Origin of the sequence: Acinetobacter ihumii (assembly GCF_900625095.1) — a bacterium.
In the GTDB taxonomy this organism is placed as follows: Bacteria; Pseudomonadota; Gammaproteobacteria; order Pseudomonadales; family Moraxellaceae; genus Acinetobacter; species Acinetobacter ihumii.
Map to the genome: position 1 here is coordinate 62,125 of NZ_LR130760.1, position 25,339 is coordinate 87,463.

Here is a 25,339-nt window from a genome sequence, read left to right on the forward strand (position 1 = left end):
GGCACAGTGGTACAGTCACCCGCTGCAAATACCCCTGCAACATTGGTTTCATTACGCTCATTGATGATAATCTCACCACGTGGGCTTAACTCCACCGAACCTTTTAAGAAATCGGTGTTCGGTAATAAACCAATCTGTACAAAGATCCCTGCAAGCTCTATGCTATGTTCAGTGTCTGTAGCACGGTCTTTATATTTCAACGCCGTGACCTGAGCACCATCACCGACCACTTCTGTTGAAAGCGCATGGGTTATGACGGTCGCATTGGGCAAACTATTCAATTTGTCTTGCAGTACTTGGTCAGCACGGAGCTTAGTATCAAACTCCACCAAAGTCACATGTTCAACAATGCCTGCTAAATCAATCGCTGCTTCAACACCAGAGTTACCCCCTCCAATCACCGCGACTTTCTTACCTTTAAACAGTGGACCATCACAGTGTGGACAGTAGGCAACACCACGAGTGGCATATTCCTGTTCACCCGGAACGCCCATTTTTCTCCAACGTGCACCAGTCGATAAAATCACAGTTTTCGATTCAACTTTCGCACCATTTTCAAGTTCAACTTCAACCAAACCTGAAGCCGTTTGATCAGCACCCACAATTTTACTGACACGTTGCAGATTCATGATATCGACATCGTACTCACGCACATGTTTTTCCATATCCGCCGCAAACTGTGGTCCTACAGTTTTTTGCACTGAGGTGAAGTTTTCAATGTCCATGGTGTCCATCACCTGACCACCAAAACGTTCTGCAATCATGCCAGTACGAATGCCTTTACGCGCTGCATAAATCGCGGCTGTACCACCCGCAGGGCCAGCACCCACCACCAATACATCAAACGCTGCTTTGGCGTTGATTGCCGCAGCATCTTTTTCTGCTACACCACTATCCAGTTTCGCCACAATTTCTTCCAAAGTCATACGACCTTGACCAATGTGATTGCCATCTTGGAATACCATCGGTACAGCCATGATTTTGCGCTCTTCCACTTCGTCTTGGAAGAAGGCACCATCAATCATGGTCGCAGTGGTATTTGGATTATAAATTGCAATCAGATTCAGTGCCTGTACTACATCTGGACAGTTATGACAGCTTAAAGACACAAATACATCAAAGTTGGCTGTTAAGTTTAAGCTTTTGATCTGATTTAAAACTTCATCAGAGACCTTCGGTGCATAACCTGAAGTTTGCAACAAGGCTAAGATTAAAGAAGTAAACTCATGCCCCATCGGTAAACCAGCAAAGAACACACGAGGTTGTTCACCGACTTTAGCAATCCCAAAACTTGGACGACGAGTATTCTGTCCGTCAAAACGCGCCGTGACTTGATCAGAAAGTTCAGCAATTTCAGTGACCAATTCTTTGATTTTGGCAGCTTTGTCTGAATCATCCAGCGCAGCAACCAATTCGATTGGACTTTCTAAACGTTCCAAGTAGGCTTTTAACTGAGTTTTGATGTTTTGGTCTAACATTTTAAATCTCCAAAGGAGTAAATTTTTAACTTGTTGAGAATATTACGATAAAACTTTTCTTGACTCAAGCATTAATGCAGTACGATCTTCAAAGTTAAGATGATGGTATGACAATTTTATATACTCCATAAACCCTTTAAATTAATTAGGTGGTTTATGTCGCACTTCAAGTTTTACTCTGCCAGGTTATGTCTGTATTGTAGTAAAGATAATAAGATTACATAAAATATAGGTTATTATCACATAATGATTAAATGACTAATATTTTGATATATTATTCATACTATAATGACTTTTTCTCATACTATTTTTTATAAATTTTTCTATTTGTTTTTTCAATAAAATCTCATTTTATTACATTTTTTCTTTTTACGTTGAATGTCTTTTTTTACTTCATAATATTGAGTCATCAAATATACTTAAAAAGTATAAATATATGTTTTTACGTGTATCGACAGCGCATAATAAAAAACATAAATTGAATTTCTAATTATATTTTCTACGAACTGGTCGGGAAGATCATTATTTAACTTACGGATGAAGTTATGTTGAATTTGAAATCAGCATTCAATTTAAATGCATATAAAAATGGAATTGTGTTTAGTGTAATCGGGGTCTCTACATTATTTTCAATATCAGGCTATGCCGAAGATAATTGGACCTTTAATTTAAAAAATGCCTATATTGATCGTAATTTTGACAATAGTGCTGTTAAGGATTTTGGCAGCTGGTCGCAAAGTGCTTCCTTGTTTTATAAGTCGGATTATTACTCGACACCAATTGAAAACTTATACATTGGTGTGGATGGCACGGTTCAATATGCAGTACGTTTAAGTCATGATAAAGGTGTTGCAGATACCGTATTACCTTTTGATAAGGAAGAGAAAAAACAAGCCCGTGATTTTTTGAAATATGGCGGAACACTCAAGCTCAAATATGATCAAACTGAGCTACGTGTCGGTGAGTTGTGGCCTGATCTTCCTGTAACCGCAGTGGATCGTAGTCGTCAATTATTGGCTTCTTATCAAGGGGTGAGTTTAAACTCGAAGCTTACGGAACAATTGAGTGGTGAAATTGGGGTCATCAGTAAAGTTTCACCACGTAATCAGGAAGGGTTTCATAAGCTTTCATTTACTAAAAATGGCATGACTTATTATTCAGATGGTTTGAATTATATTGATCTCAAATATCAACCTATTCAAAACTTAAAATTAGAATATTATTTTGGTAATCTGGATAATCTGTACAATAAACATTATCTGGGTGCGGAATATATCACTAAATTTTCTTCAGATTTATCGCTAACGTCTAAGCTTAAATACTTTAAAGCCAGTGAAGATAATAAAAACTATGAGATTGATAGCCAAAATATTGGTCTATTAGAGATTGCTAAATATAAAAACCACACGATGGGCGTAGGTTATCAACAAATTATCGGAGATACCTATCCTTTACCTGATGGTTTTTTGCCTGAAACCTATTTTATTAACTGGAACGCGACTGGGTTTTTCAAGGAAAACGAAAAGTCTTTCCATTTTATGTATGGCTATGATTTTAAAGATCATGTACCTGGCTTAAATGTCATGTTGAAACATGTCTATGGCTATGATTTTAAAAGTGCACAGGGGCAGCGCAATAAAGAACAAGAAACCAATCTGATTGTGAACTATGCCTTTCAGAATCCTGCCTTGAAAGGTGTGGCATTCCAGTGGTTATACATTCCTTACAGAGTCCGTTATGGCAATGATTTTGATGAAAATCGTGTGTTTTTAAGCTACACCAAGAAATTCTAAAGATTTAAATATTCCTTAGGGAAGGAGGAAAAGATGTCCAAGGAAATCAATGTCAATCAGATGATTGATGAATCCAAACTCACCCCATTTCATTGGCGTGTGATTATCTTAAGTACCCTGATCATTATTTTTGATGGATATGATTTGGTGATTTATGGCGTGGCTTTGCCTTTATTGATGAAAGAGTGGGCCATTGATCCCGTCACCGCGGGTTTTATTGGAAGTGTTGCGTTATTTGGCATGATGTTTGGTGCGCTGATCTTCGGTACCATGGCGGATAAATTAGAACATCTGAATATCAGTCGTAAAAAGGTGATCGCGGTCTGTATTATTTTATTTAGCCTTTGTACGGTACTTTGTGGTTTCTCTAAAACCACCACTCAATTTGCCATTTTTCGCTTTTTGGCAGGGGTTGGGATTGGTGGGGTGATGCCGAATGTCATTGCTTTGGTCAGTGAATATGCACCGAAGAAATTTAAGAGTTTCTTTGTGACCTTAATGTTTAGTGGTTATGCGATTGGGGGTATGGCGGCCGCAGCTTTGGGTTCCGTCCTCGTTCCTGTATATGGCTGGAAAATCATGTTTATGATTGCCGGGATTCCATTAATTATTTTATTGCCACTTATGAAGTTATTACCTGAGTCGATTGACTATCTGGTGCGTAAGAAAAAGGATGAAACAGTGCGTTATATTTTATCCAGACTCGTGCCGAGCTATCAAAATCAGCCAGACCATATATTTGTGTTAAATGCCAGTAATCAAACGCAGGCTCAAGCACCGATTAAAATGATTTTTACCGAGCAACGTGCTTTTAGTACGGTGATGTTTTGGTGTTCGATTTTTATGACCTTAATCATGGTGTATGCGCTTGGCAACTGGTTGCCAAAACTCATGATCGAAGCAGGTTATAATCTGTCAAAAAGCTTGGTGTTTTTATTTTCACTCAATGTCGGTGGCATGATTGGCTCGATTTTGGGCGGTTATCTGGGTGATCGTTATAATGTGAAATATGTCACGATGGCACTGTTGTTATTGGGTGCAGTGTCATTAAGTCTGCTGTCATTCCAGTTTGATAGTGTGGTGTTATATGTGCTGATTGCTTGTGCAGGGGCGGCTTCGATTGGTACACAAATTATGTTGCTCGCCTATATGGCGCGTTTCTATGCGCCAAATATCCGCTCAACAGGGATTGGCTGGGGGCTTGGCATGGGGCGTGTCGGTGCTATTCTCGGGCCGATCCTGACAGGCTGGTTATTGTCATTGCAACTGCCACATTTTTATAATTTTCTGGCACTGAGTATTCCTGCGGTGATTGGGATTGTAACGGTGTTTTTGATTAATGATCGTCGGGCTTATCATGCCGATCAGCAGGACAGCGTCCCCGCTGATCCACAGGCAAAGGCAAAAATGTCTGAGCCTGCTGTGCAATAAATCAAAAAACCAGTTGAATGCAGTCCTCAATACTGCATTCTTCAATCAAGAAGCAAGGTCTGTTGCAAACAACAGGCCTTGATTTACATCAGGGCATTGTTGGGAAAACCTTCGTAGGCATAAATTTGGCGAATGGTTTCAAGCATAGAGTAGAGATAGGTACTTTCTTCCATATTCCGTGCGGCAATAAAAATTGGGCTAATGGCATCAGGATCAAGCAAAGGCACATAGCTTAAGTTATATAATTGAATACTGGTGGTACTCTCTGGAACAATACAAATGCCTTCGCCTGCTGCCACCAGTCCCAAAGCCAATTGTACTTCACGGACATCATTGAGTTTGGTCGGTTCGAGTCCGTGTTCAGAAAAGATCGAGAGTACATGGCTCGAAAAATTGGGCTTGGCCGTGCTTGGATAAAGTAAAATTCGTTCATCAACGATATCAGCCAGATTCAACCCAGTTTCTTTCATGCGATTGAGTGGGTGGCTGGCATGTACTGCCACCATCAAGCGCTCATTTCTGAGCAAAGTTCGTTTGATCGCAGGATCACTAATTTTGAGCCGTCCAAAGCCGACATCAATCCGTCCATCTTTAAGCGCTTCAATTTGGGCATTGGTGCCCATTTCATACAATTCAATTTTTAGATTGGGATGCGCCTGACGATATAAATAAATAATACGCGGCAATAATCCAAACAATAATGAACCGACAAATCCAATTTTAATGGTGGCTTCGACTGAAGCGATACGTTTCGTCATCGACACCATTTGATCGGCATTCGACAAAAGTTTAACAGCGTATTGATAAAAAAACTGACCGACAGAGGTGGTTTTGACAGGGCGGCTGCCGCGTTCGAGCAGTTGTAAACCTAGTTCTTCTTCAAGATTCTGGATTTGTCGGCTTAATGGCGGCTGTGCGATACACAGTTTATCTGCGGCTTTGGTAAAGCTTTGTTCTTCGACCACTGCAACAAAATACCGTAAATGTCTAAGTTCCATTTAAAATACTCCAAAGGTATTTTAGTATACAAATAATGTGTTTGAATTTATTAAAACATTCTTTTAAGGTATAAACAAGTGAGAATCATTGATCATAGGACCTAAGGATTGCCCAGTTAAATTTTAACTGAGTACAGATCTTGAAGCTCATTTATAGGACTTTTTTATTCTGGAATGTTGGAGAAAGGATATGCCACGTATTCCCGTCATTAATACTAGCCATCTTGACCGTATTGATGAATTACTTGTTGATAATATCGAAACAGGTGAATTTAAACTTCACCGTTCAGTGTTTACAGATCAAGCCTTATTTGACCTTGAAATGAAGTATATCTTTGAGGGCAATTGGGTGTACTTGGCACATGAAAGCCAGATTCCAAATAACAATGATTATTACACCACTTATATGGGTCGTCAGCCGATTCTGATTGCACGTAATCGCAATGGCGAGCTGAATGCCATGATCAATGCCTGTTCGCATCGTGGTGCGCAATTGTGCCGTTACAAGCGCGGCAATAAAGCAACCTATACCTGTCCGTTTCATGGCTGGACATTCAATAACTCAGGTAAATTACTGAAAGTTAAAGATCCAAGTGATGCAGGTTATTCGGATTGCTTTAATAAAGAAGGTTCGCATGACCTGAAAAAAGTCGCACGTTTTGAAAGTTATAAAGGTTTCCTATTCGGAAGTCTGAATCCAGAGGTGCCTTCACTGCCAGAATTTTTAGGTGAAACCAGCAAGATTATCGACATGATTGTCGATCAATCTGAGCAAGGTCTGGAAGTTTTACGCGGCTCATCCACCTATACCTATGAAGGCAACTGGAAACTGACTGCTGAAAATGGTGCTGATGGTTATCATGTTTCTGCGGTGCATTGGAACTATGCCGCAACCACGCAACATCGTAAGGAAACTCAGGCGGGCGATAATATTCGTGCGATGAGTGCGGGTTCATGGGGCAAACAGGGCGGTGGTTCTTATGGTTTTGAGCATGGACATATGTTGCTCTGGACCCAATGGGGCAATCCAGAAGACCGTCCGAACTTCCCTAAAGCAGCAGAATATACCGAGAAGTTTGGCGCGCCGATGTCCAAATGGATGATTGAGCGTTCGCGCAATTTATGCCTTTATCCAAATGTCTATTTGATGGATCAGTTTGGCTCACAGATTCGAGTATTACGTCCAATTTCGGTCAATAAAACTGAAGTTACGATTTACTGTATTGCGCCTGTGGGTGAAGAAACAGAAGCGCGTACACGCCGTATTCGCCAATACGAAGATTTCTTTAATGCATCGGGGATGGCAACGCCTGATGATCTTGAAGAATTCCGTGCTTGTCAGGCAGGTTATGCAGGGATTGATCTGGAATGGAACGACATGTGTCGCGGCTCAAAACACTGGATTTATGGGCCAGATGATGCGGCCAATGAAATCGGCTTAAAGCCAGCCATTAGTGGTATCAAAACCGAAGATGAAGGATTGTACCTCGCACAGCATCAATACTGGCTTCAAACCATGAAACAGGCGATTGCGGCTGAAAAAGAGTTTGCCTCAAGTCAAGGAGAGACTGCATGAACGTTTCAGCAAGCCTAGATAAAATTACGATTGAGAAGGTCTGCCAATTTTTATATCGCGAAGCGCGTTTTCTGGATGATGAACAATGGGATCAATGGCTAGAATGCTATGCACCCGAAGCTTCTTTCTGGATGCCTGCTTGGGATGACAATGATCAACTCACTGAAGATCCTCAATCAGAAATTTCACTGATTTATTACCCTGACCGACAGGGGTTGGAAGATCGAGTATTTCGTATCAAAACCGAACGCTCGTCAGCCACCATGCCTGATACACGGACTTCACACAATATCAGCAATGTTGAAATTGAAGCTCGCGAAGGTGATCAAGCCACCGTCCGTTTTAACTGGAATACCTTGAGTTTCCGTTATAAAAACAGCTTCAGCTACTTTGGCATGTCACGCTATGTGATCGATTTTTCAGGGGAAAGCCCAAAAATCCTGAGCAAGTATGTGGTACTTAAAAATGACTACATCAATCAAGTGATTGATGTCTACCATATCTAAAAAAAGAGATCAGCCTCAGCCAAATGGATCGTTGGCTGAGATCTCAAATTTCAATCGTTTTTTAGGATTCATGCCATGTCAAACCATCATGTAGCACTTCAATTTGAAGATGGCGTTACCCGTTTTATTCGTGTCGCGCAAGGCGAAACTTTATCTGATGCTGCGTATCGTCAGCAAATCAATATTCCACTCGATTGCCGTGAAGGTGCATGTGGAACCTGTCGGGCATTTTGTGAATCAGGCAGTTATGACATGCCTGAAGATAACTATATTGAAGATGCCTTAACCCCAGAAGAAGCAGAACAGGGCTATATTTTAGCTTGCCAATGTCGTCCGACGTCAGATGCAGTCTTTCAAATACAAGCGTCATCGGACGTATGTAAAACCAAAATTCATCGTTTTGAAGGCACATTGGCGCGGGTTGAAAATCTGTCCGACTCCACCATCACTTTCGATATTGAACTGGATGAAGGTCAGCCTGATATTCATTTCCTTGCAGGACAATATGTCAATGTCGGGATTCCAGGAACCGAAGAAACACGTTCCTATTCATTTAGCTCTAAACCGGGTCATCGCTTGACAGGTTTTGTGGTGCGTAATGTACCCAATGGCAAGATGAGTGATTTTTTGAGTAAACAGGCCAAAGCAGGCGACAAAATGAGCTTTACTGGGCCATTTGGGAGCTTCTATTTGCGTCATGTAACGCGTCCTGTATTGATGTTAGCGGGAGGTACGGGCATTGCGCCGTTTATGTCCATGCTGCAAGTACTCGAAGAAAAAGGCTCCGAACATCCAGTACGCCTTGTTTTTGGCGTAACCAATGATTTTGACTTGGTGGCGATTGAAAAATTAAACGACCTTCAGCAGAAATTGCCGTGGTTTGAATATCGTACCGTGGTGGCGCATGCAGACAGTCAACATCAACGTAAAGGTTATGTCACAGGTCATATTGAAAATGACTGGCTCAATGGCGGCGATGTCGATATCTATCTGTGTGGCCCAGTGCCTATGGTTGAGGCGGTACGCGGCTGGCTCGATACGGAAGGCATCCAACCTGCCAATTTCCTGTTTGAAAAATTCTCTGCCAATTAATTTTGTGGCCTGAATCATATGGAGCAAAACATGACTCAAATGCAGCGCTTTAATCAAAAAGTCGTCATTGTCACTGGCGCAGCACAAGGCATTGGTCAAGGAGTTGCACTGCGAATTGCCGCAGAAGGTGGCATATTGGTCTTGGCTGATCGTTCTGATCTGGTGGATGAAGTGGTGCAGCAATGCCAAAACTTGGGTGCAACGGTCAGTTGTATTCATGCCGATCTGGAAACTTATGCGGGCGCACAGGCTGTAGTGGCGCATAGCATTGAACAGTATGGTCGAGTCGATATCCTGATTAATAATGTCGGTGGTGCGATCTGGATGAAACCTTTTCAGGAGTTTACTGAGGAGGAAATTATCAAAGAAGTGAATCGCTCATTATTTCCAACGCTGTGGTGTTGCCGTGCCGTACTCCCTGAAATGATTAAAAATCAAAAAGGCACGATCGTTAATGTTTCGTCTATTGCCACACGGGGAATTAATCGTATACCGTATTCTGCTTCCAAAGGTGGGGTAAATGCGCTAACGGCTTCTTTGGCTTTTGAACATGCGCAAGATGGGATTCGCGTCAATGCGATTGCGACAGGAGGAACCGAAGCTCCGCCGCGTAAAATTCCACGTAATGCCCATCCATTGTCTGAAAATGAAAAGACATGGATGCAGCAAGTGGTCGATCAAACCATTGATCGTACTTTTTTAGGTCGATATGGCAATATTGAAGAACAAGTCAATGCCATTGTATTTTTGGCCTCAGACGAATCTTCCTATATCACGGGTAGTGTGATTCCAGTCGGTGGAGGTGATCAGGGTTAAGCTGATCATTTCTCAAAAATAACAGGATGATTCTGCAAGGAGGCAATATGACATCCCTGTTGAAAACCTTAAAACAGGATTGGTCGTTATCTGCGACTGTGGCTGGTTTTTTAGCTGTACTAATCTCTTATTCTGGGCCATTGATTATCTTTTTTCAGGCCGCTCAGAAGGCGCAAGTTTCACCCGAAATGATGATCTCTTGGATTTGGGGAATTTCTATCGGGGCTGCGCTAACTGGGATTTATTTATCCATTCGTTTTAAAACACCGATCATTACCGCGTGGTCAGCACCGGGTACTGCGCTACTGGTCAGCTTATTTCCCAATATCAGTTTAAATGAAGCAGTTGCGGCCTATATTACGGCCGCCATTGTGATTTTAATCGTGGGAATGACAGGCTATTTTGATAAATTGCTGAAATGGATTCCACAAGGAATTGCCGCAGGGATGATGGCGGGTATTTTATTTCAGTTTGGACTTGGTCTTTTTCACGCGACCGACTCTTTGCCACTGATCGTGTTGAGTATGTTGTTATGCTATTTATTGGCTCGACGATTTTCACCGCGGTATAGCATGCTGTGGGTACTGTTATGTGGTGTCGCGCTGAGTTTCTTATTGGGTAAAATGAATCCTGTCAGCATGGATTTGCATTTAGCAATTCCACAATTGATTCGACCTGAATGGTCATGGTATTCCACCCTCAATCTGGCAATTCCTTTAATTTTAGTCAGTTTAACCGGGCAGTTTTTACCGGGTATGGCGATTTTAAAACTCAGTGATTATGATGTTCCCGCCAAACCGATTATTGCTTCGGCCAGCCTTGCATCGCTTGCAGTGGCATGTGTGGGGGGGATTACCATTGTATTGGCATCGATTACTGCGGCCTTATGTATGGGCAAAGATGTGCATGAACGCAAAGATAAGCGTTATATCGCAGGGGTCGCAAACGGTCTGTTTTATATTTTAGGTGGGGTGTTTGCGGGTAGTATCGTGGCTCTTTTTAGCTTGCTTCCCAAAGAGTTGGTTGCAGCACTGGCAGGGCTGGCGTTGTTGGGTGCAATTGCCACCAATATTCGTATGGCAATGCAGGAAGATACGCAACGTGAAGCGGCGCTGATTACCTTTCTGGCCACGGTGTCGGGGATGCATTTTCTGGGTTTAAGTTCAGTCTTTTGGGGAATGTGTATTGGGATGTTGGCTTATCTGATTCTGATCAAACGTCATAGCGTTCTTGTGGCAGTTCCTCAATCTTCCTCAGATTCAAATTAATTATATAAGTAAAGTTCAGCAGAAATGCAGCGCAATTGCTAAAAAGCAGCGTTTTAATGGAAATGCTGCTTTGATGCTAAGCGGCGGCTTTGACATAACTATTTGAATCACATGATGGACTGACGATTTACCCCAGATAAAAGCTTAAATTATGCTGACCGTCAGGTTTAGGATGAGATTATTCTAATCATTTAAAGTCATTTTTCTTTATAGAAATCGGTCGCATATCGTCTGATTTGGCTTTTACTCAAGGTCTGCCTTTGGTCTAAGTTAATATTCCTTTTATGATATTAAGATAAAACATTGACTTACTAAAGCTCTGTTGCTTAACACATTAAAATATAAGATTGAGAAGATGTTTTTGTATTTTAATTTTTTGAAAAATAATGAATTTATTAAAATGTACATGATTTTTTATTGTGAATTTTTGGAGATATCTTTAAAAACTAAAAATAAAATAGCATATCTAAAAAGTATAAAAACATACTTTTATGGGTGTTGGATAAAATCAGCTTTTTCGATACAGTGATGCTTAAGGAACAGATAAAAGCAAGCTGCATATCCAGAACGCATTTGCCATTACACAATAAAACAGCCCAATCTTGATCGCTAAATTTATTGTGATATGACCATGCTCAATGTTGGAGTTGCTTGCAAGTAGGGCGAGCAGAGTAAGCCACCCTATGTATTCATTTTGGCGATTTCAAGGAGACAGCCATGGATGTAAAAATATTCGATACTCAGGAAGTACAAGATTTTCTACGCGTAGCCAGTGGTTTGGAACAAGAAGGCGGTAATCCAAGAACCAAACAGATTATGCATCGTATTTTGTCAGATTTATATAAAGCGATTGAAGATCTCAATATCACTTCCGATGAATATTGGGCAGGTGTGGCCTATCTGAATCAATTAGGAGCCAATCAAGAAGCAGGTTTACTTTCACCGGGATTGGGTTTTGACCATTATCTTGATTTGCGTATGGATGCCGAAGATGCGGCATTAGGCATTGAAAACACGACGCCACGTACCATTGAAGGCCCGCTTTACGTTGCAGGTGCGCCTGAGGCAGTCGGTTATAGTCGTATGGATGATGGTAGTGATCCAAATGGTCATACCTTGATTTTACACGGTACAATTTATGATGCAGAGGGCAAGCCATTGCCAAATGCAAAAGTCGAAATCTGGCATGCCAATACCAAAGGTTTTTATTCACACTTTGATCCGACAGGTGAACAGCAAGCATTTAATATGCGCCGTAGCATTATTACCGATGACAATGGTCAATACCGTGTACGCACGATTTTACCTGCGGGTTATGGCTGCCCACCAGAAGGCCCAACACAACAGTTGTTAAATCAATTGGGTCGTCATGGTAATCGTCCTGCGCATATTCACTACTTTGTTTCTGCGGACGGACATCGCAAATTAACCACGCAAATTAATGTCGCGGGTGACCCGTACACCTATGATGACTTTGCTTATGCAACACGTGAAGGTTTGGTGGTTGAGGCGATTGAACATACTGATGAAGCTATTATAAAAGCCAATGATGTAGAAGGCCCATTTGCTGAAATGGTATTTGATCTGAAATTGACGCGTTTGGTCGATGGGGTGGATAACCAAGTGGTAGACCGCCCACGTCTTGCTGTGTAAACACAGGTTTTAAAATTGAAAATAAAGTTCAGGCTAGTGGATCAATCACTGGCCTGATTCATTTGTAGGGAAGCGTAAGTTAGGCAAAGAGATCAGCAAATGGATATGCAAAGTTTTGATGGTGTTGTAAACGCTATTTTAGCGGTACTTCCTGATCGTGTCACCGATTTGGCAAGGCTACAACGATTAATCGTAGCAAATACTGGTCCGACCATCACGGTGATAGGAAAATATAATCATGGAAAAAGCCGATTGCTCAATGAACTGATTGGGCATGATATTTTCTCTGTTGCCGATAAGCGTGAAACCATTCATCTTGCCGAACATATTCATGATAATGTGAGCTGGTTAGATGCACCCGGACTCGATGCGGATGTTGCCGCAGTTGATGATGAGCATGCGTTTAATGCGGTATGGACACAGGCGGATATCCGTCTTTTCGTACACTCGGTACGTGAGGGCGAGCTAGATGCTCTTGAGCATCAACTCTTACAGCAATTCGTGCATGATTTTCAATCGAGCCAACGCCAAACTCTATTGGTGCTGACACAGATTGATCAAATGCCAGATCCGCAGATATTGGCACAGATCCAACAGTCGATTGCCACGCAGGTTCCAAGCTTAAATGCTTTATCGGTATCGGCGACACGGCATCGTCAGGGGATTGAAAAAGGCAAAAACTTGCTGGTTGAAAAAAGTGGGATTGTGGCCTTACAGCAGGCGATTGAACGCGCCATTCGCCAAGTGCCAGATGCGCGTCAGTATGAAAAAAATCAATTGTTTTCAGGGATGCAGCAACAACTGGAGCAATTACAGACGGAACAACAGCGGTTACAGCAACAATTACAACAGACGCAACGCCAGCAACGTCAGAATTTTGATCAAGGTTTGATCAAAATTTTAGATAAAATCCGTGAAGATTTACAGCCTATTTTGGATATTCAGGGTCAGGATGATGCTTTAGTGCCTGATTCATTTGCAACGATGTTTAAAAATACCGCAGGTAAACAGCAACGTGCCAAAGTGCAGATTGCCTACTCTCGTGCATGTATTGAGATCAATAGCCATCTGATTCGGCATGGTGTGGTCGGGTTGCCAGAAGATCAGCAAACCCATGTCAAAAGTCTGGATACGGTGATTGTTGCCGTGTTTGGGATCTCGGTGAAATTCCGTGAACATTTACGCAGGTTGTTTTATAGCGATGTTGAACGAGAAAGATTGCAGCGCGAGTTTGCTTTTTATTTTGAAAAATCAACAGGCCGTGAAGCTTTGTTGGCGCAGTTAAAACAGATTGAAAAACAGCTTGATCTGATCATGCAGGCACAAGCAGCATTGCAAATGTTGGAGGATGTAACATGACCAGTGGCGGACAATTACAGCATTTTATTGAACAGACACAGCGCATTAGCGCAGCACAAACTGACTTAAGTTCGATGTTGGATCGTTTACAACAATGGCAACAGCGTTTTGCACATGGTTTAAGCACGATTGCTTTTGATGTGAGTGGATTGCAACCTGTATCTACTTTGGCCCAACAGATTGCGCTGATGAATCAGCAAGTGATTGAGCAAATTCGGCTTTGGGACTTGAAATGGGCTGAACTCGCTGAGGCCCAATCGGTGGCAGATGCGTTTCACGATAAAGTCATGCTCTTGGTCTTTGGTAAATTTAATGCAGGCAAAAGCTCTTTGTGTAATCTTTTGGCAGAATGTTTTCGTCGCCAAGGGCAGTCCGTACGCTATTTTTATGTACAGCACGAGCAGATTCACTATAGCGAAGCCTTACTGCGTGAAGGTGCGACCGAAACCACAGCACAATTGCAAGGCGTTTGTTTGGGCGAAAGATTGGTATTGCTGGATACGCCGGGTCTGCATTCCGCGACAGCCGAAAATGCAGCATTGACACAACGTTTTATTGATAGTGCTGATGGCATGTTATGGCTCAGTAGTTCTACCTCACCGGGACAGGTACAAGAACTACACGCATTGGCCCGAGAGTTAAAACGGCACAAGCCTTTATTTCCAGTGATTACCCGAAGTGATCAAGTAGAAGAAGATGAAGTCGATGGTGAAATTTGCACGGTATTGTGCAATAAACCTGTCGCGCAACGTCGCTTACAAGAAGCCGATGTAAAAGCACGAGCTGAAGATAAACTACGGGAAATGGCGGTAGATGTTCATTTGCTCAAAGCGCCAGTATCGATCTCTACGCAAATGGCGCGTCAAGCCGATATGAATCAAAAAGCCATGACTGAGGCGGGGTTTGAGCGGTTGTTTGCGGCACTGTTAGAGATGATTCAACCCGCTTTATGCTATAAACAACGTAAACCCGCAGAAGTGTTTTTACATCATTTACAAGAACAAGTGCTTGAGGCATTTGTTCAGGATATACAACCGATCTCGGATCAAGTGCAACTCAGTCTTCATCATATGCAAACAGCATTATTGCAACAGCAACGTCGTATTGCAGAACAAGTCTGGAAAAGCGTATTACCCGAACTACCGCAGTTACTTGAACAGCATGCATCAACGCAGGCAATCGATCAGGTCTACACAACACTAAACCAGTGGTTGGCGGAGGCACGTGATCAACACGTCCAACAACAATTGGCAGATTATCGTCTGCATACCATGCCTCATATTCAACTTGAAGCTCATCCACATCTCAGCTATGAAAGGGTTGCAGGTATAGTTACTCACGATCGTTTATATGCTGAACTCTGCCGCCAGATCAATGACGCGATCAAACATGACACCGATCAAGTGATCAGTCAGTGTGAACAGCAATTGAGCAGGATTGAACAGGATCTTCAACAATTGCAAGCGTTGTTGGTTGCTCACGGTAATGATCTGAATAGATTGGCTTCAGATTTACGCCAGTATTAGATGAGAGGGTATCAGGCGTATTCATTGCCATTCAATATCGCCTGATGCAGCGCTAATGTCGATGCACATCCAACAGGATACGCCAAGATGTTTTACTCAATCAGTGGGGTAATATTTTGTGATGCGAAAACATCCTGAACGCAAGATAAAATTTTAGGAATATAGTTGCTATGATCCATATTGCGAACAGCCAGTGAAATAGGACTATAAGCATCTTCATCTAAAATAGGAATATACATTAGGTTTTTCATGCCGATATCCATTGCTGATTCTGGCACGATACAAATTCCTTCGCCTGCTGCGACCAAACCCAAAGCCAGTTGCATCTCTCGAACTTCAGAAAACTTGGTCGGCACTAAGCCGAGTTCAGTAAAAAGAGATTGAATAAAGGTGGCGAAATTTGGCTTTTGCGAAACAGGATAGAGCAGGATCGGCTGATCGATAATTTGAGAAAGATGAATCCCAGTTTGTGCAAACTGATTCAGATCATGATTTTTATGGATGGCCAGTTTTAAATGCTCTTTATGCAATACCATGCGCCGAATCGCAGGATCAGCGATTTTAAGCCTTCCGAAGCCTAAATCAATTTTTCCCTGTTTTAAGGCATTAATTTGATCTTTGGTGCCGCACTCGATCAATTCAATATGAATTTCAGGGTTTTGTTGCCGAAAAAGATAAATAATTTCGGGTAATAATCCATAAAGTAAGGAACTGACATAACCAATCCGTAGCGTCTGGCTGACAGTTGCAATTCTTTTGGCCATGGAAGAAGCTTGTGCAGTATGGGTTAAAATTTGCACGGCATGTTGATAAAAAAACATGCCTGCTTCAGTCACTTTTGCGGGACGTGAACCACGTTCAAACAGTTGAATGTCGAGTTCTTCTTCGAGTTTTTGAATTTGGCGACTCAAGGGTGGCTGAGCAATGCACAATTTTTCGGCTGCTTTAGAAATGCTTTGTTCTTCTACCACCGTCACAAAATACCTAAGGTGCCTAAGTTCCATTTATATACCTTTTTAGTATGCAAAAATACCGAATTATCTATCGTTTTAATTATGACATTAATTTAAGGTATGTTAATAGTATTTGTTGAAAGAAGATGGAACGATGTATAAATCAGTGGAAACTATTTTAGTCGATATTCCTACAATTCGTCCGCACAAACTTTCTGTGACTACCATGCAGACCCAGACACTGGTTTTGGTCAAAGTGACCACTCAGGATGGTATTGTGGGCTGGGGAGAGGCGACGACGATTGGTGGTTTGAACTATGGGGAAGAAAGCCCTGAAAGTGTCAAAGCCAATATTGAAACTTATTTCAAACCGTTACTGCTTTCAATCCAAAATGTATTGAATGTTGCACAGACTTTAAAGCTGATTCGTAAAAGTATTAATGGCAATCGTTTTGCCAAGTGCGCGATTCAAACCGCTTTGCTCGATATCCAAGCCAAGCGTTTGGGCTTACCCTTAAGTGAAGTACTTGGTGGGCGTCTACGCGATCGTTTGCCTGTATTGTGGACATTGGCATCTGGTGATACCGACAAAGATATTGCCGAAGCTCAGAAAATGATCGAGCTTAAACGACACAATACCTTTAAGTTAAAAATCGGTTCAAATCCCTTACAACACGATGTTGATCATGTGATTGCCATCAAAAAAGCCTTAGGCCCAGAGATCAGTGTACGCGTGGATGTCAATCGTGCTTGGTCAGAGTTGGAATGCATTAAAGGCATTCAGCAATTGCAGGAAGGTGGTATTGATCTGATCGAACAGCCTTGTGCAATTGAAAACCTGGATGCATTGGCACGACTAACAGCACGTTTTGATGTGGCGATTATGGCAGATGAAGTGCTGACGGGGCCTGATAGTGCTTATCGTATTGCCAAAAAGCATGGTGCAGATGTGTTTGCGGTCAAAGTAGAGCAGTCTGGTGGTCTGATTGAAGCCTGTGAAGTTGCAAAAATTGCACGTTTAGCAGGGATTAGTCTGTATGGTGGTACGATGCTTGAAGGGCCAATTGGCAGTATTGCTTCGGCACACGCGTTTAGTACCTTTGAAACACTGGAGTTTGGTACTGAATTATTTGGCCCGTTATTGCTGACTGAAAATATTCTCAAAACACCATTGCAGTACGAAAACTTCGAATTGGTTGTGCCAGAGGCGGCTGGCTTGGGTATTGAAATTGACGAAGATAAGATCGAGCGCTTACGCCGTCATTGAGCAAGAGGAAATTAAACATGTTATTTCAAGTACGTATGGATGTGCATTTACCTGTTGATATGCCAGCAGAGCAGGCCAATCAAATTAAATCGGTCGAAAAAGCCTATTCACAAGATTTACAGCGTCAAGGTAAATGGCGACATATTTGGCGAATTACAGGTCAATATTCCAATATCAGTATTTTTGATGTTGAAAGTAATGAAGAATTACACAATATTTTACAGGGTTTGCCACTTTATCCTTATATGAATATTGACGTGATGCCACTCAATCGTCATCCATCATCTGTTCGTGATGATGATTCTTAATCAATGATCAAGGCTGAATATCATGATATTCAGCTTTTTTTATAGATCTTCTTTATTTGCCATTTTCACCTCAAGGTTGATGACATGATAGATAAAAGTGCAGCGACCCTTTCGGAAGCGCTTTCCCAGATTAAAGACGGAGCCACCATATTAATTGGCGGCTTTGGAACAGCAGGCCAGCCTGCTGAACTGATTGACGGCTTAATCGAACTTGGACTCAAAGATCTGACCATCGTCAGCAACAACGCAGGCAATGGCGACTACGGACTGGCCAAGCTCCTCAAAGCGGGCGCAGTCAAAAAAATCATTTGTTCTTTCCCACGTCAAGCTGACTCTTACGTGTTTGATGAACTGTACCGTGCGGGCAAAATCGAACTGGAAATCGTACCACAAGGTAACCTTGCTTGTCGTATGCAAGCCGCAGGCATGGGACTTGGCCCGATCTACACCCCAACAGGCTTTGGAACACTACTGGCAGAAGGCAAACCGACTGTTCAATATGAAGGCAAAGACTACGTACTAGAAAACCCAATTAAAGCCGACTTCGCCTTAATTAAAGCGCATAAAGGCGACCGATGGGGCAATCTGGTCTATCGCAAATCTGCACGCAACTTCGGTCCAATTATGGCGATGGCTGCCGACATTACCATTGCCCAAGTCAGTGAAGTGGTTGAGCTGGGTGAACTTGATCCAGAAGTGATCGTGACCCCAGGCATCTTTGTACAACACGTGGTACAGGTACAAGCTGCACCAGCACCTGTTTCAGCATAAGGAGAACGACATGAGTTACCAAAAACTAAGCCGTGACCAAATTGCACAGCGTGTGGCACAAGACATCCCAGAAGGTTCTTATGTCAACCTCGGCATCGGCTTACCGACCAAAATTGCCAGTTACCTGCCTGCGGACAAAGACATCTTCCTGCATTCAGAAAATGGCTTATTGGCTTTTGGTCCACCTCCTGCACAAGGAGAAGAAGATCCAGAACTGATCAATGCAGGCAAAGAATACGTCACCATGCTCAAAGGCGGTTGCTTCTTCCACCATGGAGATTCCTTCGCGATGATGCGTGGTGGACACCTCGACATCTGCGTATTGGGTGCTTTTCAAATTGCAGCCAATGGTGACCTTGCCAACTGGCATACCGGTGCGCCTGATGCGATTCCATCGGTGGGTGGAGCCATGGACTTGGCCGTCGGTGCAAAGAAAGTTTTTGTGACCACGGATCACGTCACCAAAAAGGGTGAACCGAAGATTGTGGCAGAACTGACTTATCCTGCTACAGGGCAAAAATGTGTGGATCGCATCTACACCGATCTTTGCATCATCGATGTCACACCAGAAGGGCTGAAAGTGACTGAGAAAGTGGAAGGTTTAAGTTTTGAAGAATTACAAAGCTTAACGAGTGCAACGTTGATTGATGCAACGACAATCTAACTTAAAAGTTTTTAAATGTAATGAACTATCTTGACAGGCGACATGGAGGTCGTCCGTTGGGCAGGGAGGCAAGGAAGCTTCCTCTGTTCAACAAAGGGTTTTGTCACTTTTGCCCTGTCAAAAGTGAGGCATCGCTTACACAGAAGACCTCTGAATATTTTGGTAAGTCATAGCCGTGATGATATCAGCCTAGTCTAAAACTTAGGCAGCATCACGGTGGGATCTTACCGCTTAAGCCAAATGCCAGTAGCTCATTGGTATTACTTTTTTAAAAAAGTAACCAAAAACTTGGTCATCAACAAAACCTGTTCACTGTTTTCATAAATCGAAAGTGATTGCAAAAACAGTATTTTTCAAGTTTCGGGCAGGTTGTTGATGACGATCAGCACCAGATTTCAAAAATGGAAATGTAAGAATGAAAAACGCCTATATCGTAGATGCGATTCGTACCCCATTTGGCCGTTATGCAGGTGGACTTGCTCCTGTACGTGCCGATGATCTGGGTGCATTGCCGATTGCTGCCTTGATCGAACGCAACCCAAGCGTCAACTGGCAACAAGTCGATGATGTGATCTATGGCTGTGCCAATCAAGCCGGTGAAGACAACCGTAATGTTGGACGTATGTCAGCACTGCTTGCAGGCTTAGCTGTTGAAGTCCCTGCAACCACAGTCAATCGTTTATGTGGATCATCACTGGACGCGATTGCCATGGCAGCCCGTGCCATTAAAGCAGGTGAAGCCAACTTAATCATCGCAGGCGGTGTCGAAAGCATGAGCCGTGCACCGTATGTGATGGGCAAGTCAGAAGGCGCATTTGGTCGTAGCCAAAAGATTGAAGACACCACCATGGGCTGGCGTTTTATCAATCCAAAACTCAAAGCGATGTATGGTGTAGATACCATGCCACAAACGGCTGAAAACGTGGCAGAGCAGTTTGGCATTAATCGTGAAGATCAAGACCAGTTTGCCTATATCAGCCAACAACGCACGGCGGCAGCACAAGCCAAAGGTTACTTTGCCAAGGAAATCGTACCTGTCAGCATTCCACAGCGTAAAGGCGATCCAGTGGTAATCGATACCGATGAACATCCACGCGCATCAACCACATTAGAAGCATTGGCCAAACTCAAAGGCGTGGTTAAGCCAGAAGGGACGGTCACCGCAGGCAATGCCTCAGGAATTAACGATGGTGCAGCAGCTTTACTGATGGCATCAGATGAAGCGATTGAACAATACAATCTAAAACCACGTGCCAAGATCATTGCAGCAACCACAGTGGGTATTGAACCACGGATTATGGGTTTTGCACCGGCGCCTGCGATTAAGAAATTACTCAAACAAGCCAACATGACTTTAGATCAGATGGATGTGATTGAGCTAAATGAAGCTTTTGCAGCGCAAGCTTTGGCATGTACCCGTGATTTAGGTCTACAAGATGATGATGCACGGGTTAATCCAAATGGTGGTGCGATTGCACTCGGTCATCCCTTGGGTGCATCAGGGGCGCGTTTGGTCACAACCGCATTGAATCAGCTTGAACAAATCGGCGGTCAGTATGCGCTATGTTCTATGTGTATCGGTGTGGGTCAGGGCATTGCCCTGATTATTGAGCGGGTTTAAGGAGAGAGCTATGCCAATAGTGACATTTCAAGATCAAATCACCTCACAAGAAGTGACCTTACATTATCAAATTTTTGGTGATGCCCATCAGTCTGCTTTAATTTTCTCAAATTCTTTGGGAACCAATCTGAGCATGTGGCAAAAACAGATTGATGATTTCAAGCAAAACTTCTTTGTGATTTGCTATGACACGCGTAGTCATGGCGCATCTTCTACGCCGCAAGGTTGTTATAGCCTAGACCAGTTGGGGAATGATGTCATTCAATTGTTAGATCATCTGAATATTGCCAAAGCAAGTTTTTGTGGTATTTCAATGGGAGGACTGACTGGACAATGGTTGGCTATTCATTTTCCTGAGCGTTTTAATCAGGTGATTGTTGCTAACACTGCGGCCAAAATTGGGCAAGCACAGGCTTGGCAAGATCGCGCTAAACTGGTTCGTGAGCAGGGTTTAAAACCGATTGCTGAAACAGCGGCATCACGCTGGTTTACCGAAGATTTTATCCAGCAGCATTCTTTGACGGTAGCATCGCTTTCAAATGACTTGGCTGCGGGCAGTGCAGAGGGTTATGCCAACTGCTGTGAGGCTTTGGCACAGGCCGATTTGCGTGACGAGTTAGGACAAATTGATATTCCTGTACTGATTATTGCAGGTCAACACGATCCTGTAACAACTGTTGCCGATGGACAATGGATGCAGCAACAGATTGCCCATGCACAGTTGGCCGAAATCAATGCTTCGCATATTTCCAATATCGAGCAACCAGAACAATTTAATCAGTGTATTAGGCACTTTCTGGGAACCAAAATTTAATTTTGTTTATGAGCTAAACAATGCTATATAAATGTATAGCATTGCATTACTAAACAGGATGTTTGGTATAGAAATTGCAAATTAAAAAAGATTAAACTTTAGCTAGGTGAAAAGGATATGTTATCACTCAGCCAAGAAATGGATTTAAGTCATCACTCAAGTCAGGCAGACTTTGCACATCACTTAATGTCCAGCATATGCGGTGAACATCGGCTGGAAACCAGCTGCCGAGATAGATTAAATTTTCATTATGAAGGTATTCGTTTACCACGCAAGCGTTTGGCTATGGGTAAAATTGGTTATGGTGCAGGTGTGTGCATCAATACCTCTAATTTACGTGCTTATAGTATCAGTTTGCCTATTCAGGGTAAGCAGATCTTAAATGTACGTGGTGCTGAATATACTTCGAATTGTGATAAAGGATTGATCCTCTCAAATAATGAATTTCAGGATCTTGTTATTGATAAAGACTGTATTAAATATCAAGTTGTTATTCCTGAGCATAGTATGCAGCAAGTACTGGCTGAGCTTCTGCATCAGCCGATTGATTGTCCCATTGTTTTTAATCCAGAAATGAATTTGAATGCAGATAATTCGCTATTGGTCTGGTGGAAGAATATTGATAACTTTCTGAGCCTACGGGCTCAGTTCAAAGGTATGCAAGGCATGCAGCTTTGGTCTGAAGACTACGAGAATTTTCTGATCAAAGCGTTATTGCTTTCACAAGAAAATAATTATTCTGAGATACTTCGTACCTTATGTAATCAGTATGAACCTGAATATCTACGTAAAATACGTAATTTTATTCAGCAACATGCCCATGAGAATATTTGTGCAGATGATTTACATCGTATCGCTGGCGTCTCAAAAACTAAATTGTACGAAGAGTTTCAACATTATTATGGAACTAGCCCATTATCTTTCTTGCGTAAATATCGTTTACAGCAGATTCATCAAATTTTAAGTCATTCATCGAACAAAAAATTATCAATTTCTAAATTGGCTTACGATTGGGGTTTTAATCATTTAGGGCGTTTTTCTCAGGAATATCGTGAAGAGTTTGGAGAAAGTCCAAGTGAAACTAAAAATAAAATCTGTTAATTAAACCTTCGCACACGTTCAGTTTTATCAATTTTTCTGTTTGATATAAGATCAATTTTAATGGTCTTGTTTTGCTACGTCTTAAATCATTGATATCAATAAAAGAACCTAGATTAAGCTGATAGTGCTTAAAGGGTTGCCATTTTCTAATTTATTGCTTTTTCACCATTCTTTCGCACTGGTTGGATAGTCCTCGCAGATTTTGGACAGACGATAGTTGCCTTTCACAGACATTATAACTGCAAGAGTTAGGTCTGGAGTTGGTGAAATGGCAGGTCAATATATTGAAGTAAACACACAAACAGGAAAGTCATTTGCTGCATATCTAGCAATTGCAGAAGGTGGAAAAGGGCCGGGAATCGTACTGTGTCAGGAGATTTTTGGCGTTAATGCTGCCATGCGTGCCAAGGCTGATTTTCTGGCAGAAGAAGGTTATACGGTTATCGTTCCAGATTTATTCTGGCGCACTGCACCACGAATTGAATTAGGCTATAGCGAGCAAGATTTTCAAAAAGCCTTTGAACTTTATCAAAATTTTGATGAAAACTTGGGTGTGGAAGATATTCAGGATAGCTTGGACTATCTTAAAACACTTCAAAGCTGTGATGCTGATGCAGGCTTAGGTGTGGTGGGATATTGTCTCGGTGGCAAGCTGGCTTATCTAGCAGGCTGTCGTATTCCAGAAGTTGCCTGTGCAGTTGGCTATTACGGTGTAGGCATCGAAAAAGCATTACATGAGCTTGCCAATGCCAAAGGTCGTATCGTTTTACATATTGCGGAATTAGATAAATTTACTCCGCCAGAAGCACGCCAACAAATTTTGCATGCCGCCGCACAATATAACAATGTCAATGCTTATGTTTATGAAGGTGTAGATCATGCCTTCGCTCGCCCAAACAGTGAACATTATCACAAACCATCCGCGCGCTTTGCGCATGAGCGCAGTGTAACTGCATTGCATCAAAGCATTGGGCCTGTATATGACCTCGTTGCACTCTGGGAAGAACATATCCGTCACGAATTTGATACCCGTGATGTACCGGCCACTATGGCAACCATGGTTGCCGAGCCCTATGTCAATCATATTCCAACCCTCACAGGTGGCGTAGGTTATAGCCAGCTTGCACGATTCTATCAATACCATTTTGTGCATCAAAATCCTCAAGATATGAAGATTACATCCATCTCTCGTACTGTCGGTTCAACACAGGTGGTAGATGAATTTATTATGAGCTTTACCCATGACAGTGAGATTGACTGGTTGTTACCGGGTGTTGCGCCTACAGGGAAATATGTAGAAATCCCGATGTTAGGTGTCATTCAGTTCCGTGGTCCAAAGCTGTGTCATGAACACATCTATTGGGATCAGGCTTCGGTTCTGGTGCAGATCGGATTGTTGAATCCTGAAGGTTTACCTGTTGCAGGTGTTGAAACCGCTCAAAAATTACTGGATGAAGATTTGCCCTCTAACACTCTCATGCCGTCTTGGTCGAGTAGTGAAGGCAAAGCAATTTAACGATCTAAATGAATCATCAGGAGCTTGAGAGATGAATTTTGAATTGAATCAGAAAATTGCTGTAGTGAGTGGCGGTGCAACGCTGATTGGTCAGGCAGTGGTACAGATATTAGTCGATGCGGGTGCAAAAGTCGTCATTCTGGATATTGATCCGTATGGTCAACAAGTCGCAGATGCCATGCAAGGGCAAGCAACATTTATCCAAACTGATTTGAGTAGTGATGTCGCTATTGCCCGTGCGGTGAAGACTATTCATGAAACTGTTGGAAAAGTCGATTACTTGGTCAATCTGGCTTGTACCTATCTGGATGATGGTTTTAAGTCTTCACGTGGCGACTGGTTACAGGCACTCGATATCAATCTGGTGTCGGCGGTCGAGCTAACTCGTGCTTTTTATCAAGATTTAAAAACTAATCGCGGGGCGATTGTGAATTTTACGTCCATCTCTGCCAAGTTTGCACAAACAGGTCGCTGGCTTTATCCCGTTTCAAAAGCAGCAATGCGCCAACTCACTCAATCCATGGCAATGGACTTTGCAGCTGATGGTATTCGTGTGAATTCAGTATCACCGGGTTGGACATGGTCACGTGTGATTGCAGAAGTCAGTGGCAACAATCGAGCAAAAGCAGATGCTGTGGCAGCCGATTATCACATATTGGGTCGTTTGGGCCATCCAGAAGAAGTTGCAAATGTTGTTCTATTTTTACTCTCACCCGCCGCAAGTTTTGTGACAGGTGCAGATTATGCCGTCGATGGAGGTTACTCCGTCATGGGGCCAGAAGGGAATCAACCTGCTATTCCACGTTTAGCCGATGAAGCGTAATAGCA

Annotated in this window: 22 protein-coding genes; 19 read left to right on the forward strand and 3 right to left on the reverse strand. The window is 42.6% G+C overall.

Annotated elements, in window-relative coordinates:
- Positions 1 to 1,478 (reverse strand): alkyl hydroperoxide reductase subunit F (gene ahpF / locus E0D95_RS00350; RefSeq protein ID WP_130804805.1); only part of this gene is annotated, 1,478 nt, incomplete at its 3' end.
- Positions 1,479 to 2,023: 545 nt separating this feature from the next.
- On the opposite strand from ahpF, the gene E0D95_RS00355 reads away from it, so the two are divergent.
- Positions 2,024 to 3,271, forward strand: a complete 1,248-nt coding sequence (locus tag E0D95_RS00355) for an OprD family outer membrane porin (RefSeq protein WP_130802016.1) — start codon at positions 2,024 to 2,026, stop codon at positions 3,269 to 3,271.
- A gap of 33 nt (positions 3,272 to 3,304) precedes the next feature.
- Complete coding sequence (locus E0D95_RS00360; RefSeq protein ID WP_171478520.1) at positions 3,305 to 4,702, forward strand: MFS transporter; 1,398 nt, start codon at positions 3,305 to 3,307, stop codon at positions 4,700 to 4,702.
- An 83-nt stretch (positions 4,703 to 4,785) separates the two neighbouring features.
- On the opposite strand, the gene benM is transcribed toward E0D95_RS00360, so the two are convergent.
- The gene (benM, locus tag E0D95_RS00365) at positions 4,786 to 5,700 is read right to left on the reverse strand and encodes a benzoate utilization transcription regulator BenM (RefSeq protein WP_130802017.1); all 915 of its coding nucleotides are present in this window, start codon (positions 5,698 to 5,700) and stop codon (positions 4,786 to 4,788) included.
- A 190-nt stretch (positions 5,701 to 5,890) separates the two neighbouring features.
- Here benM and benA point away from each other — a divergent pair, with 190 nt between their 5' ends.
- The 8 genes from benA (at position 5,891) to E0D95_RS00405 (ending at position 15,496) form a co-directional block, all read left to right on the forward strand.
- Entirely contained in the window at positions 5,891 to 7,276 is a 1,386-nt protein-coding gene (benA, locus tag E0D95_RS00370) for a benzoate 1,2-dioxygenase large subunit BenA (RefSeq protein WP_130802018.1), read from the forward strand.
- The gene (benB, locus tag E0D95_RS00375) at positions 7,273 to 7,782 is read left to right on the forward strand and encodes a benzoate 1,2-dioxygenase small subunit (protein WP_130802019.1); all 510 of its coding nucleotides are present in this window, start codon (positions 7,273 to 7,275) and stop codon (positions 7,780 to 7,782) included. The genes benA and benB overlap by 4 nt, the downstream gene beginning before the upstream one ends.
- Positions 7,783 to 7,857: 75 nt before the next feature.
- Positions 7,858 to 8,874: a benzoate 1,2-dioxygenase electron transfer component BenC gene (benC, locus tag E0D95_RS00380; protein ID WP_130802020.1), complete on the forward strand. Its 1,017-nt coding sequence runs from the start codon at positions 7,858 to 7,860 to the stop codon at positions 8,872 to 8,874.
- Positions 8,875 to 8,904: 30 nt separating this feature from the next.
- Complete coding sequence (locus E0D95_RS00385; protein WP_130802021.1) at positions 8,905 to 9,690, forward strand: 1,6-dihydroxycyclohexa-2,4-diene-1-carboxylate dehydrogenase; 786 nt, start codon at positions 8,905 to 8,907, stop codon at positions 9,688 to 9,690.
- A 47-nt stretch (positions 9,691 to 9,737) separates the two neighbouring features.
- A complete protein-coding gene (benE, locus tag E0D95_RS00390) occupies positions 9,738 to 10,958 on the forward strand; it encodes a benzoate/H(+) symporter BenE (RefSeq protein ID WP_130802022.1) in 1,221 nt (406 codons plus the stop codon).
- A gap of 717 nt (positions 10,959 to 11,675) precedes the next feature.
- The gene (gene catA / locus E0D95_RS00395; protein WP_130802023.1) at positions 11,676 to 12,611 is read left to right on the forward strand and encodes a catechol 1,2-dioxygenase; all 936 of its coding nucleotides are present in this window, start codon (positions 11,676 to 11,678) and stop codon (positions 12,609 to 12,611) included.
- Positions 12,612 to 12,710: 99 nt separating this feature from the next.
- On the forward strand, positions 12,711 to 13,970 hold the full coding sequence (locus tag E0D95_RS00400) for a GTPase (RefSeq protein ID WP_130802024.1): 1,260 nt from the start codon (positions 12,711 to 12,713) through the stop codon (positions 13,968 to 13,970).
- Positions 13,967 to 15,496, forward strand: a complete 1,530-nt coding sequence (locus E0D95_RS00405) for a dynamin family protein (protein ID WP_130802025.1) — start codon at positions 13,967 to 13,969, stop codon at positions 15,494 to 15,496. Before E0D95_RS00400 ends, E0D95_RS00405 begins: the two co-directional genes overlap by 4 nt.
- 92 nt (positions 15,497 to 15,588) lie before the next feature.
- Here the strand turns inward: E0D95_RS00405 and catM are convergent, their stop codons facing one another.
- Complete coding sequence (gene catM, locus E0D95_RS00410; RefSeq protein WP_130802026.1) at positions 15,589 to 16,500, reverse strand: cis,cis-muconate-binding transcription regulator CatM; 912 nt, start codon at positions 16,498 to 16,500, stop codon at positions 15,589 to 15,591.
- Positions 16,501 to 16,603: 103 nt separating this feature from the next.
- On the opposite strand from catM, the gene E0D95_RS00415 reads away from it, so the two are divergent.
- The 9 genes from E0D95_RS00415 to E0D95_RS00455 all read left to right on the forward strand — a co-directional run bounded on the left by E0D95_RS00415 (position 16,604) and on the right by E0D95_RS00455 (position 25,334).
- Complete coding sequence (locus E0D95_RS00415) at positions 16,604 to 17,716, forward strand: muconate/chloromuconate family cycloisomerase (protein WP_130802027.1); 1,113 nt, start codon at positions 16,604 to 16,606, stop codon at positions 17,714 to 17,716.
- A 17-nt stretch (positions 17,717 to 17,733) separates the two neighbouring features.
- Positions 17,734 to 18,024: a muconolactone Delta-isomerase gene (gene catC / locus E0D95_RS00420; RefSeq protein WP_130802028.1), complete on the forward strand. Its 291-nt coding sequence runs from the start codon at positions 17,734 to 17,736 to the stop codon at positions 18,022 to 18,024.
- A gap of 84 nt (positions 18,025 to 18,108) precedes the next feature.
- Positions 18,109 to 18,795 (forward strand): 3-oxoacid CoA-transferase subunit A, encoded by a 687-nt coding sequence (locus E0D95_RS00425; RefSeq protein WP_130802029.1) that lies wholly within the window; start codon positions 18,109 to 18,111, stop codon positions 18,793 to 18,795.
- 10 nt (positions 18,796 to 18,805) lie between these two features.
- Complete coding sequence (gene catJ / locus E0D95_RS00430; RefSeq protein WP_130802030.1) at positions 18,806 to 19,459, forward strand: 3-oxoadipate CoA-transferase subunit B CatJ; 654 nt, start codon at positions 18,806 to 18,808, stop codon at positions 19,457 to 19,459.
- 415 nt (positions 19,460 to 19,874) lie between these two features.
- A complete protein-coding gene (gene pcaF / locus E0D95_RS00435; protein WP_130802031.1) occupies positions 19,875 to 21,080 on the forward strand; it encodes a 3-oxoadipyl-CoA thiolase in 1,206 nt (401 codons plus the stop codon).
- Between the two features lie 10 nt (positions 21,081 to 21,090).
- Positions 21,091 to 21,894, forward strand: coding sequence for a 3-oxoadipate enol-lactonase (gene pcaD / locus E0D95_RS00440; RefSeq protein ID WP_130802032.1), 804 nt, complete (start codon positions 21,091 to 21,093; stop codon positions 21,892 to 21,894).
- Positions 21,895 to 22,011: 117 nt separating this feature from the next.
- A complete protein-coding gene (locus tag E0D95_RS00445; RefSeq protein WP_130802033.1) occupies positions 22,012 to 22,995 on the forward strand; it encodes an AraC family transcriptional regulator in 984 nt (327 codons plus the stop codon).
- A gap of 268 nt (positions 22,996 to 23,263) precedes the next feature.
- On the forward strand, positions 23,264 to 24,511 hold the full coding sequence (locus E0D95_RS00450) for a dienelactone hydrolase family protein (protein ID WP_130802034.1): 1,248 nt from the start codon (positions 23,264 to 23,266) through the stop codon (positions 24,509 to 24,511).
- Between the two features lie 31 nt (positions 24,512 to 24,542).
- Positions 24,543 to 25,334, forward strand: a complete 792-nt coding sequence (locus tag E0D95_RS00455; RefSeq protein ID WP_130802035.1) for an SDR family oxidoreductase — start codon at positions 24,543 to 24,545, stop codon at positions 25,332 to 25,334.
- Positions 25,335 to 25,339 lie beyond the last annotated feature (5 nt).

What these genes read in the sequence shown, in the direction of transcription:
- E0D95_RS00355 (WP_130802016.1), top strand. Translation starts at nt 2,024, where the DNA reads ATGTTGAATTTGAAATCAGCATTCAATTTAAATGCATATAAAAATGGA.
- E0D95_RS00360 (WP_171478520.1), top strand. Translation starts at nt 3,305, where the DNA reads ATGTCCAAGGAAATCAATGTCAATCAGATGATTGATGAATCCAAACTC.
- benM (WP_130802017.1), bottom strand. Translation starts at nt 5,700, where the DNA reads ATGGAACTTAGACATTTACGGTATTTTGTTGCAGTGGTCGAAGAACAA.
- benA (WP_130802018.1), top strand. Translation starts at nt 5,891, where the DNA reads ATGCCACGTATTCCCGTCATTAATACTAGCCATCTTGACCGTATTGAT.
- benB (WP_130802019.1), top strand. Translation starts at nt 7,273, where the DNA reads ATGAACGTTTCAGCAAGCCTAGATAAAATTACGATTGAGAAGGTCTGC.
- benC (WP_130802020.1), top strand. Translation starts at nt 7,858, where the DNA reads ATGTCAAACCATCATGTAGCACTTCAATTTGAAGATGGCGTTACCCGT.
- E0D95_RS00385 (WP_130802021.1), top strand. Translation starts at nt 8,905, where the DNA reads ATGACTCAAATGCAGCGCTTTAATCAAAAAGTCGTCATTGTCACTGGC.
- benE (WP_130802022.1), top strand. Translation starts at nt 9,738, where the DNA reads ATGACATCCCTGTTGAAAACCTTAAAACAGGATTGGTCGTTATCTGCG.
- catA (WP_130802023.1), top strand. Translation starts at nt 11,676, where the DNA reads ATGGATGTAAAAATATTCGATACTCAGGAAGTACAAGATTTTCTACGC.
- E0D95_RS00400 (WP_130802024.1), top strand. Translation starts at nt 12,711, where the DNA reads ATGGATATGCAAAGTTTTGATGGTGTTGTAAACGCTATTTTAGCGGTA.
- E0D95_RS00405 (WP_130802025.1), top strand. Translation starts at nt 13,967, where the DNA reads ATGACCAGTGGCGGACAATTACAGCATTTTATTGAACAGACACAGCGC.
- catM (WP_130802026.1), bottom strand. Translation starts at nt 16,500, where the DNA reads ATGGAACTTAGGCACCTTAGGTATTTTGTGACGGTGGTAGAAGAACAA.
- E0D95_RS00415 (WP_130802027.1), top strand. Translation starts at nt 16,604, where the DNA reads ATGTATAAATCAGTGGAAACTATTTTAGTCGATATTCCTACAATTCGT.
- catC (WP_130802028.1), top strand. Translation starts at nt 17,734, where the DNA reads ATGTTATTTCAAGTACGTATGGATGTGCATTTACCTGTTGATATGCCA.
- E0D95_RS00425 (WP_130802029.1), top strand. Translation starts at nt 18,109, where the DNA reads ATGATAGATAAAAGTGCAGCGACCCTTTCGGAAGCGCTTTCCCAGATT.
- catJ (WP_130802030.1), top strand. Translation starts at nt 18,806, where the DNA reads ATGAGTTACCAAAAACTAAGCCGTGACCAAATTGCACAGCGTGTGGCA.
- pcaF (WP_130802031.1), top strand. Translation starts at nt 19,875, where the DNA reads ATGAAAAACGCCTATATCGTAGATGCGATTCGTACCCCATTTGGCCGT.
- pcaD (WP_130802032.1), top strand. Translation starts at nt 21,091, where the DNA reads ATGCCAATAGTGACATTTCAAGATCAAATCACCTCACAAGAAGTGACC.
- E0D95_RS00445 (WP_130802033.1), top strand. Translation starts at nt 22,012, where the DNA reads ATGTTATCACTCAGCCAAGAAATGGATTTAAGTCATCACTCAAGTCAG.
- E0D95_RS00450 (WP_130802034.1), top strand. Translation starts at nt 23,264, where the DNA reads ATGGCAGGTCAATATATTGAAGTAAACACACAAACAGGAAAGTCATTT.
- E0D95_RS00455 (WP_130802035.1), top strand. Translation starts at nt 24,543, where the DNA reads ATGAATTTTGAATTGAATCAGAAAATTGCTGTAGTGAGTGGCGGTGCA.